Here is a 9,497-nt window from a genome sequence, read left to right as displayed (position 1 = left end):
GTATCGGAGGATGAAGTAGATGGCTGAAGGCACGTCGGGCAAGCAGGCGCTGACGATCGCAGACCTGCCCCGGTTGCTGGCCGGAGTCGTGGACCGCGAGCCCGACCGCGTCGCCCTCGCCCACGGTGACACGCAGCTGACCTACAGCCGGCTCCAGCAGGAGATCGCCACCCTCGACGCCGCGATGGGGGGCGTGCTCGGTATCGAAGCGCTGGTCCCGGTCGTGCTGTCCAACCTCGCGCCCGCGCTTCTCGCCGACGGTGGGCTGCCCGCCGTGCTCGACCGGCTCCTCGCCGACGCCGCGTCCGTCCTCGGCGACGCGGCGGCCGCCCCCGCCGGCCCCGACCTCGGCACCCTCGCGGGCCGCTTCGACGCCCAGGTCGAGGCGACCCCGGACGCGGTCGCCCTCGAGTTCGACGGCGAGACCCTGACCTACGCGGAGTTCGACGCCCGCGTCAACCGGCTCGCGCGGCACCTGATCGGGCTCGGCGTGGGCCCGGACGCGCGCGTCGGCCTGTCGATGCGGCGGTCCTTCGACCTGCTCGTCGGCATGTACGCGATCGTCAAGGCCGGCGGGGCCTACGTGCCGCTGGACCCGGATCACCCCGCCGACCGCATCGCCTACGTCCTCGACACCGCGGAACCCGTCGCGGTGGTCACCACCGCCCGCGACCGGGTGGATCTGCCCGGATCGGTGCCCGTGGTGCTCGTCGACACCCTCGACCTCGCGGACGTGTCCGCGGACCCGGTGCGCGACGACGAGCGGCTCGGCCCCCTGACCGCCGACAGTCTCGCGTACGTCATCTTCACCTCCGGCTCCACCGGCCGCCCGAAGGGCGTCGCGGTCGAGCACCGGGCCATCGTCGCGAACATCGCCTGGCGACAGGCCGAGTACGGGCTGCGCGGCGACGACGTCGTGCTGCAGAAGACGCCGTTCACGTTCGACGTGTCGGTGTGGGAGTTCTTCTGGCCGCTGCAGGTAGGGGCGCGCCTGTCGATCGCGAGGCCCGACGGCCACCGCGACCCCGCCTACCTCGCGCAGACCATGATCGAGCGCCGGGTCACGGTCGCCCACTTCGTCCCGTCCATGCTCGCGGTCTACCTCGCCGAGCCCACCGCCGCGGCCGTCACCTCGCTGCGGTACGTCTTCGCCTCGGGCGAGGCGCTGCCCGCGCAGACCGTCGCCCGATTCCACCGGATCTCCACGGCCGGGCTGCACAACCTGTACGGCCCGACCGAGGCCGCGGTCGACGTCACCTACTACGCGACCCACGGTGACGACACCGTCGTCCCCATCGGTGCGGCCGTCGCCGACACCGACCTCTACGTCCTCGACGAGGGCCTGCGACCCGTTCCGCAGGGTGTCGAGGGAGAGCTGTACCTCGCGGGCATCCAGCTCGCGCGCGGCTACCTGCGCCGACCCGACCTGACCGCGGACCGCTTCGTCGCCGACCCGTTCGGTGCGCCCGGCGACCGCATGTACCGCACCGGTGACCTGGTCAGGTGGAACGCCGAGGGCCTGATCGAGTACGTCGGCCGCACCGACTTCCAGGTCAAGCTGCGCGGCCTGCGCATCGAGCTCGGCGAGATCGAATCCGCCCTGCTCGACCATCCCGGGGTCCGGCAGGCGGTCGTCGTCGTGCACTCCGACGAGACGCTCGGCGACCACCTCGTCGGCTACCTCGTCACCGACGGCGAACCGATCGACCGCACCGAACTGGCCGCGGCCGTGCGCCGGCGGCTGCCGGACTACATGGTGCCGTCGCTGTTCGTCGAGATGACCGAGTTCCCTCTCAACGCGTCGGGCAAGCTCGAGCGCAGGGCCCTGCCCGAGCCCGACTTCAGTTCTCTGGCAACCGAATACCGCGCACCGAGCACTCCCACCGAGGAGACGGTCGTCGCGGCCTTCGAGAGCGTGCTCGGCGTCGAGCGTCTCGGCGTCGACGACGACTTCTTCGCCCTGGGCGGCAACTCGCTGAGTGCGACGCGCGTCGTGGCACGTATCAACGCCGACCACAAGGTCCGCATCGACGTGCGGGAGTTCTTCGACGCCCCGACCGCCGCGCAGCTCGCCACGCTCGTCGACACGGCGATGGCCGCCGGCGACTCCCACCGGCCTCCGCTGGTGCCGCAGGTGCGGCCGGAGCGGGTGCCGCTGTCGCTGGCGCAGCGGCGGATGTGGTTCCTCAACCGCCTCGATCCCGGCTCGGCGGTCAACAACATCACGGTCGCACTGCGGCTGTCCGGGACGCTCGACGTCGACGCGCTCCGGGCGGCCGTGTCGGACGTGGTCGCGCGGCACGAGGTGCTGCGCACCGTCTACCCGGAGACGGAGGGGGTTGGCTACCAGCAGGTGCTGCCGGCCTCCGGCGTGGAACTGGACCTCACGCCGGCGAGGGTGACCGAGTCCGAGATCGTGTCGACGGTGGCGGGCACCGTCGCGGCCGGGTTCGACGTCACGACCGAGGTGCCCGTTCGCGTCCGTCTGCTGCAGGTCTCGGACACCGAGCACGTGCTGGTGCTCGTGGTGCACCACATCGCAGCGGACGGCTTCTCGATGGGTCCGCTCACGCGGGACGTGATGGTCGCCTACGACGCCCGTACCCGGCACGAGGCACCCGCCTGGAAGCCGTTGGCCGTGCAGTACGCCGACTACGCCATCTGGCAGCGGCAGGCCCTCGGTTCGGAAGACGATCCGCAGTCGGTCGTCACGCAGCAGATCGAGTACTGGGCGCGCCGTCTCGACGGTGTGCCCGAGCGGCTGGACCTGCCGACCGACCGGCCCCGGCCCGTCGTCGCCACCAACCGTGCCTCGGTGCACGCCTTCACCGTCGACGAATCGGTGCACCGGGGTCTCGTCCGGCTGGCGCAGGACACCCGGACGACGCCGTTCATGGTGGTGCACGCCGCCCTGGCGGCCGTCCTCAGCCGCCTGTCGGGCTCGGCGGACGTCACCATCGGCACGCCGATCGCCGGTCGCGGTGAGCAGGAACTCGACGACCTGATCGGCATGTTCGTCAACACCCTGGTGCTGCGCACCGAGGTCGCGCCGGGCGAGCCGTTCACCCGGCTCCTGGCGCGCGTGCGCGAGTCCGACCTCGCGGCGTTCGGGCACGCGGACGTCCCGTTCGAGCGGCTCGTGGAGGTGCTCGATCCGGTCCGGTCGCAGTCCCATCACCCGCTGTTCCAGGTGATGCTCGCGTTCCAGAATCTCGAACAGACCACCCTCGAGCTCGGCGACCTCGCGATCAGCCCGGTCACCGCGAATCTCGAACAGTCCCAGTACGATCTGTCGTTCATCTTCGTCGAAACGGTCGACGAGGACGGCGAGCCGGGTGGCCTCGCCTGCGACCTGCGGTACGCCACCGATCTGTTCGACGAGGCGACGATCGCCTCGTTCGTGCGGCGGTTGCTGCGGGTGCTCGGGACCGTCGCGGCCGAGCCGGCGCGGGCGGTGGGCGACGTCGAGTTCCTGTCGGAGCCCGAGCGGCGGGCGCTGACGTCGGTGCACGGCGCACCGGCCGAGCCCGCCGGCACGCTGGACGAGATCCTGTCCGCCGCCGCCCGGCGCGATCCCGGCGCCGTGGCCCTGCGGTTCGACGGCCGGTCCGTGTCGTACGGGGAGCTGGATGCGGCGTCGTCGCGCCTGGCGCGGCTGCTGATCTCCCGCGGCATCGGACCGGAAGACCGTGTGGCGCTCGCCGTCCCGCGGTCGATCGAGTCGGTGGTCGCGCTGTGGGCGGTCGTCCGGTCCGGAGCGGCGTTCGTCCCCGTGGACCCGACGTACCCGATCGAGCGGATCGCGTACATGCTGTCGGATTCCGGTGCGGCGCTGGGTATCACATCGGCCGAATCCGCCGGCGCGCTGCCGGGCACGGTGTCCTGGCTCGTGCTCGAGGAGGCGGTCGAGGCCGGCGCCGGGCTGCCGTCGGAACCGGTGTCCGACGCCGAGCGCGTACGCTCGCTGCTTCCGGCGCATCCGGCGTACGTCATCTACACCTCCGGCACGACGGGCACGCCGAAGGGTGTGGTCGTCGCGCATGCCGGCGTGGTGACCTTCTGTGCCGAACAGGTGGAACGGTATTCCGTCACCGCCGACTCCCGGACGTTGCACTTCGCGTCGCCGAGCTTCGATGCGTCGGTTCTCGAACTGCTGCTGGCGTTCGGCGCGGGCGCGACGATGGTCGTCGCGCCGACCTCCGTGTACGGCGGCGCCGAACTCGCCGGCCTGCTGGCGGACGAAGCGGTCACCCATGCCTTCGTGACCCCCGCTGCCCTCGGCTCGGTGGACCCTGCGGGCCTCGACTGCGTCCGCGTGGTGATCACGGGCGGCGAGGCGTGCTCCCCGGGCCTGGTGTCGCGCTGGGCGACGATCCTGCCCGACGGATCGCGCCGCGCGTTCTTCAACGCCTACGGTCCCACCGAGTCGACGGTGGCGTCGAACATCAGCGACGCGTTGCTGCCCGGTGATCCGGTGGTGATGGGCGGCCCCGTCCGCGGCATGCGGGTGCTCGTTCTCGACGACCGGTTGCGGCCGGTGCCGGTCGGCGTCCCCGGCGAGCTGTATCTGGCGGGAATCCAGGTGGCCCGCGGGTATCTGGGCCGGGCCGGGCTGACGGCCGAGCGGTTCGTGGCAGACCCGTACGCCACCGACGGCAGCCGGATGTACCGCACCGGTGACGTGGTGCGGTGGTTCGGCTCTCCCGGCGACGAGGCGGCCGGTGTGGTCGAGTACGTCGGCCGGGCCGACGACCAGGTGAAGATCCGCGGCTTCCGGATCGAACTCGGTGAGATCGAGGCGGCCCTCGCGCGGTGCGCCGGTGTCGCCCAGTCGGTCGCGACGGTGCGCCGGGACGGGCAGCGTGGTGAGCAGCTCGTCGGGTACGTCGTCCCCGAACCGGGCACCGAACTCGACGGCGCCGCCGTCAGGGATTCCGTGGCGCAGTTCCTGACGAGCTACATGGTGCCGCATGCGGTGGTGGTCCTGGACTCGATCCCGCTGACGCCCGGCGGCAAGCTCGACCGGCGTGCACTGCCGGAACCGGAGCAGGAGGCCCGCGTCTTCCGGGCGCCGACCACCCCGGTCGAGGAGATCGTCGCGCGGGTCTTCGCCGACGTCCTCGGCGTGGACCGCGTCGGGCTGGACGACGACTTCTTCGAACTGGGCGGCAACTCGCTCGTCGCCACGCAGGTCATCTCCCGTCTCGGCGCGGCGCTCGGCGCCACGATTCCGGTGCGGACGCTGTTCGAGGCGTCCGGGGTCGCCGCCCTGGCCGCGCGCCTCGAGCAGGCCGACGCCTCCGGCAGCCGAGCGCCGTTGGTGGCGCGGACCCGACCGGAGCGGGTCCCGCTGTCGTTGGCGCAGCGCCGGATGTGGTTCCTCAACCGGTTCGAACCGGACTCCGCGGTGAACAACATCCCGCTGGCCATCCGGCTGTCCGGACTGCTGGACCGGCACGCGCTGCAGGTGGCGGTCGCCGACGTGCTGGCCCGTCACGAGTCCCTGCGGACGGTGTACCCGGACGCCGACGGGGTGGCGTACCAGCAGGTGCTGCCGACCTCGCGGGTGATTCCCGATCTGTCGCCGATCCCGGTGTCCGAGGCCGAGCTGCTCGGCGAGGTCCTGACGATGGCCTCGGCCGGCTTCGACGTGTCGACACAGGTGCCGTTCCGGGCGCGGTTGTTCGAGGTGTCCGCGACCGAGCATGTTCTCGTCCTCGTCGTGCACCACATCGCGGCCGACGGCTTCTCCATGGGGCCGCTCACGCGTGACGTGGTGGTGGCGTACTCGGCGCGCGCCACCGGTGGGGAGCCGGAGTGGGAGCCCCTGCCGGTGCAGTACGCCGACTACGCGTTGTGGCAGCGGGAGGTTCTCGGATCGGAGGACGATCCGGACTCGGTGATCGCGAGCCAGGAAGCGTACTGGACCGGCGCGCTCGCCGGGCTGCCCGAGCAGCTCGACCTGCCGTCGGACCGGCCCCGGCCGGCGTTCGCATCCAATGCGGGTGCGGTGCACGAGTTCTCGCTCGGACCGGAACTCCATGCCGCGATCGGACGGGTGGCGCGGGAGCGTAACGTCACCCCGTTCATGGTGGTGCACGCGGCGCTGTCGGTGCTGCTGGCGCGGTTGTCGGGCACCGACGACATCGCCATCGGCACCCCGGTGGCCGGCCGCGGCGAGCAGGAACTCGACGACCTGGTCGGCATGTTCGTCAACACCCTGGTGCTGCGCACCCGGGTCGAGGGTGGGGAGTCCTTCGCGGACCTGCTCGCGCGGGTACGCGGGACCGACCTCGACGCGTTCGCGCACGCGGACGTGCCGTTCGAGCGGCTGGTGGAGGTGCTCAATCCCGCCCGGTCGACGGCGCGGCACCCGCTGTTCCAGGTGATGCTGTCCTTCCAGAACCAGGCGATGGGGTCCCTCGAGCTGCCAGGCCTGAGCGTCTCGGGCCTCGACTTCGACGCCGCGACCGCCCGGTTCGACCTGCAGTTCTCCCTCGCCGAAACGGCTGCCGAGACAGCCGATTCCGCCGGATACGCGGTCGGGATCACCTATGCGACAGATCTTTTCGATGCGTCGACGGTGGCGGGGTTCGCGGCGCGGTTCGTGCGGGTGCTCGAGGAGGTGGTGGCGGATCCGTTGGTGGCGGTGGGCGACCTGGAGATCCTCGAGCCGGTGGAGCGGTCGCGGGTGCTCGAGGTGTGGAACGACACGGCACATCCGGTGCCGTCGGTGACGTTGGTGGGGTTGTTCGAGGAGCGGGTGCGCCGGTCGCCGGAGGCGGTGGCGGTGGTGTTCGGGGACGAGTCGCTGACGTACGGCGAGTTCGCCGGGCGGGTGCGCCGGTTGGCGCGGCATCTGGTGTCGGTGGGGGTGGGGCCGGAGTCGCTGGTGGGGTTGGCGATGCGCCGGTCGGTGGATCTGCTGGTGGGGATGTACGCGATCGTGGAGGCCGGGGGCGGGTATGTGCCGGTGGATCCGGATCAGCCGGCGGAGCGCAACGGCTACATCCTCGAGGTGGCGGAACCGGTGGTGGTGCTGACCACGACGCGGGACGGGTTCGAGGCGCCGGGGGAGACGACTGTCCTGTGCGTCGACGCGGTGGACCTGTCGGGGTATTCCGATACGCCGCTCGCGGACGCGGACCGGGCGGGGGTGTTGCGGCCGTCGAACACGGCGTATGTGATCTTCACGTCGGGGTCGACGGGCCGGCCGAAGGGTGTGGGCGTCTCGCATGCGGCGATCGTCAATCGTCTGGTGTGGATGCAGGGGCGGTACGGGCTGACCGCCGAGGATGTGGTGTTGCAGAAGACGCCGTTCACGTTCGATGTGTCGGTGTGGGAGTTCTTCTGGCCGTTGCAGGTCGGGGCGCGGCTGGTGGTGGCGGCGCCGGACGGCCATCGTGACCCGGGGTATCTCGCTGCGGTCATGCGCGCACGGTCGGTGACGGTCGCGCACTTCGTGCCGTCGATGTTGGCGGTGTTCGTCGCGGAGTCCGCGGTCGGCGGGATCTCGTCGTTGCGGTACGTCTTCGCGTCCGGTGAGGCCCTCGCCGCCGCCGTCGCCGCCCGGGTGCGGTCGGTGCTGCCGGGTGTGAGCGTGCACAACCTGTACGGGCCGACCGAGGCCGCGGTGGACGTGACGTTCCACGAGGTGACCGACGCGGACGTGGTGTCGGTGCCGATCGGTGCGCCGGTGTGGAACACGCGGGTGTACGTGCTCGACGCCCGGCTGCGCCCGGTCCCGGTGGGGGTGGCCGGGGAGCTGTACCTGGCCGGGGTGCAGCTGGCCCGCGGCTACGTCCGTCGGGCGGACCTGACGGCCGACCGGTTCGTCGCGTCGCCGTTCGGCGCGCCCGGGGAGCGGTTGTACCGCACGGGCGACCTGGTGACGTGGACCGAGGGCGGGGAACTCGAGTACATCGGGCGCACGGACTTCCAGGTCAAGCTGCGCGGCCTGCGCATCGAGCTGGGCGAGATCGAGGCGGCGCTGCTGCACGTGCCGGCGGTGGAGCAGGCAGTGGTACTGGTCCGGTCGGATCAGCTGGTGGGGTACGTCGTCCCCGCGGCCGGGACGTTCGACCACACCCTCGCCCGCTGTGCCCTCGAGGCGCACCTGCCGTCGTACATGGTGCCGTCGGCGTTCGTGGAACTGGACGCGCTGCCGCTGAACGCGTCGGGCAAGCTGGACCGTAAGGCGTTGCCGGAGCCGGTGTTCGAGGTCAAGGTGTTCCGGGCCGCGACGACTCCGGTGGAGGAGATCGTGGCGGGTGTGTTCGCCGAGGTGCTCGGTCTCGACCGGGTGGGCCTCGACGACGACTTCTTCGCCCTCGGCGGCAACTCGCTGATCGCCACGCAGGTGGTCTCGCGGATCGGTGCGGCGCTCGATGCGTCGGTGCCGCTGCGGCTGCTGTTCGAAACCTCCACCGTCGAAGCGTTCGCCGCGGAGGTCGGCCGCCAGATCGGTACCGGCGCCCGGCGCCCGCTCGAGGCGGCACCGCGTCCCGAGCGGCTGCCGCTGTCGCTGGCCCAGCAGCGTTACTGGTTCCTCAACCAGTTCGACACCTCCTCCGCGGTGGACAACATCCCCTTCGCGGTGCGGCTCCAGGGTGAGCTCGACCTGGCCGCGATGCAGGCGGCGGTCCGCGACGTGATCGGCCGGCACGAGATGCTGCGCACCTACTACCCGGACCCGGACGGCGAGCCGCACCAGATCGTGCTCCCCGTGGACGACGCGCTGCCCGACCTGACGCCGTACGACGTCACCGAGGACGACCTCACCGGCGAGATCGTCGCATTCATGTCCACGACCTTCGACGTGACACGGCAGGTGCCGGTGGCGTCGCGGATCTTCCGGATCACCGACTCCGACTACGTCCTGGCGTTCGTCGTGCACCACGTCTCCGCCGACGGCGCCTCCATGGCGCCCCTCGCGCGCGACGTCACGATCGCCTACGAGGCACGTTCCCGCGGCGAGGCGCCCGGCTGGGAGCCGCTGCCCGTGCAGTACGCGGACTACGCGTTGTGGCAGCGTGACGTCATCGGTTCGGAGGACGACCCCGACTCCGTCGCCGCCGGGCAGGTCGAGTACTGGAAGCGGACCCTGGCCGGTCTGCCCGACCAGATCGATCTCCCGGCCGACCGGCCGCGGCCCCCTCGCCAGAGCTTCCGCGGCGAATCGCTGCACTTCACCGTCGACGCCGACGTCCACCGGGGCCTGCAGGAGCTGGCGCGCCGGCACAACGCCACGCTGTTCATGGTGATCCACGCCGCCCTGGCGACCCTGATGGGCCGGCTGTCGGGCACCGACGACGTCGCGATCGGCACGCCGATCGCGGGCCGGGGCGAGCGGGTGCTCGACGATCTGATCGGCATGTTCGTCAACACGCTGGTCTTCCGCACCCGAGTGCAGTCCGACGTCGCGTTCGACGAGTTCCTGGCCCAGGTGCGCGAGACGGACCTGGGGGCGTTCGCGAACGCCGACGTGCCGTTCGAGC

At 71.5% G+C, this 9,497-nt stretch carries 1 protein-coding gene (cut by a window edge); it reads left to right on the top strand.

The features are described from left to right. The first annotated feature begins 19 nt into the window (after positions 1-19). Positions 20-9,497: the start of a non-ribosomal peptide synthase/polyketide synthase gene (locus ISO16_RS08040; RefSeq protein WP_195886193.1), read on the top strand. The gene runs 20,066 nt beyond the window's last position; only the first 9,478 of its 29,544 coding nucleotides appear in the window; it begins with the start codon at positions 20-22; its stop codon lies off the right edge, out of view.

The sequence above is a fragment of the Rhodococcus sp. M8 genome (assembly GCF_015654185.1).
In the GTDB taxonomy this organism is placed as follows: Bacteria; Actinomycetota; Actinomycetes; order Mycobacteriales; family Mycobacteriaceae; genus Rhodococcus; species Rhodococcus aetherivorans.
Note: the sequence above shows the minus strand (reverse complement) of the source record. Positions and strands in the feature narration are given on the sequence as shown.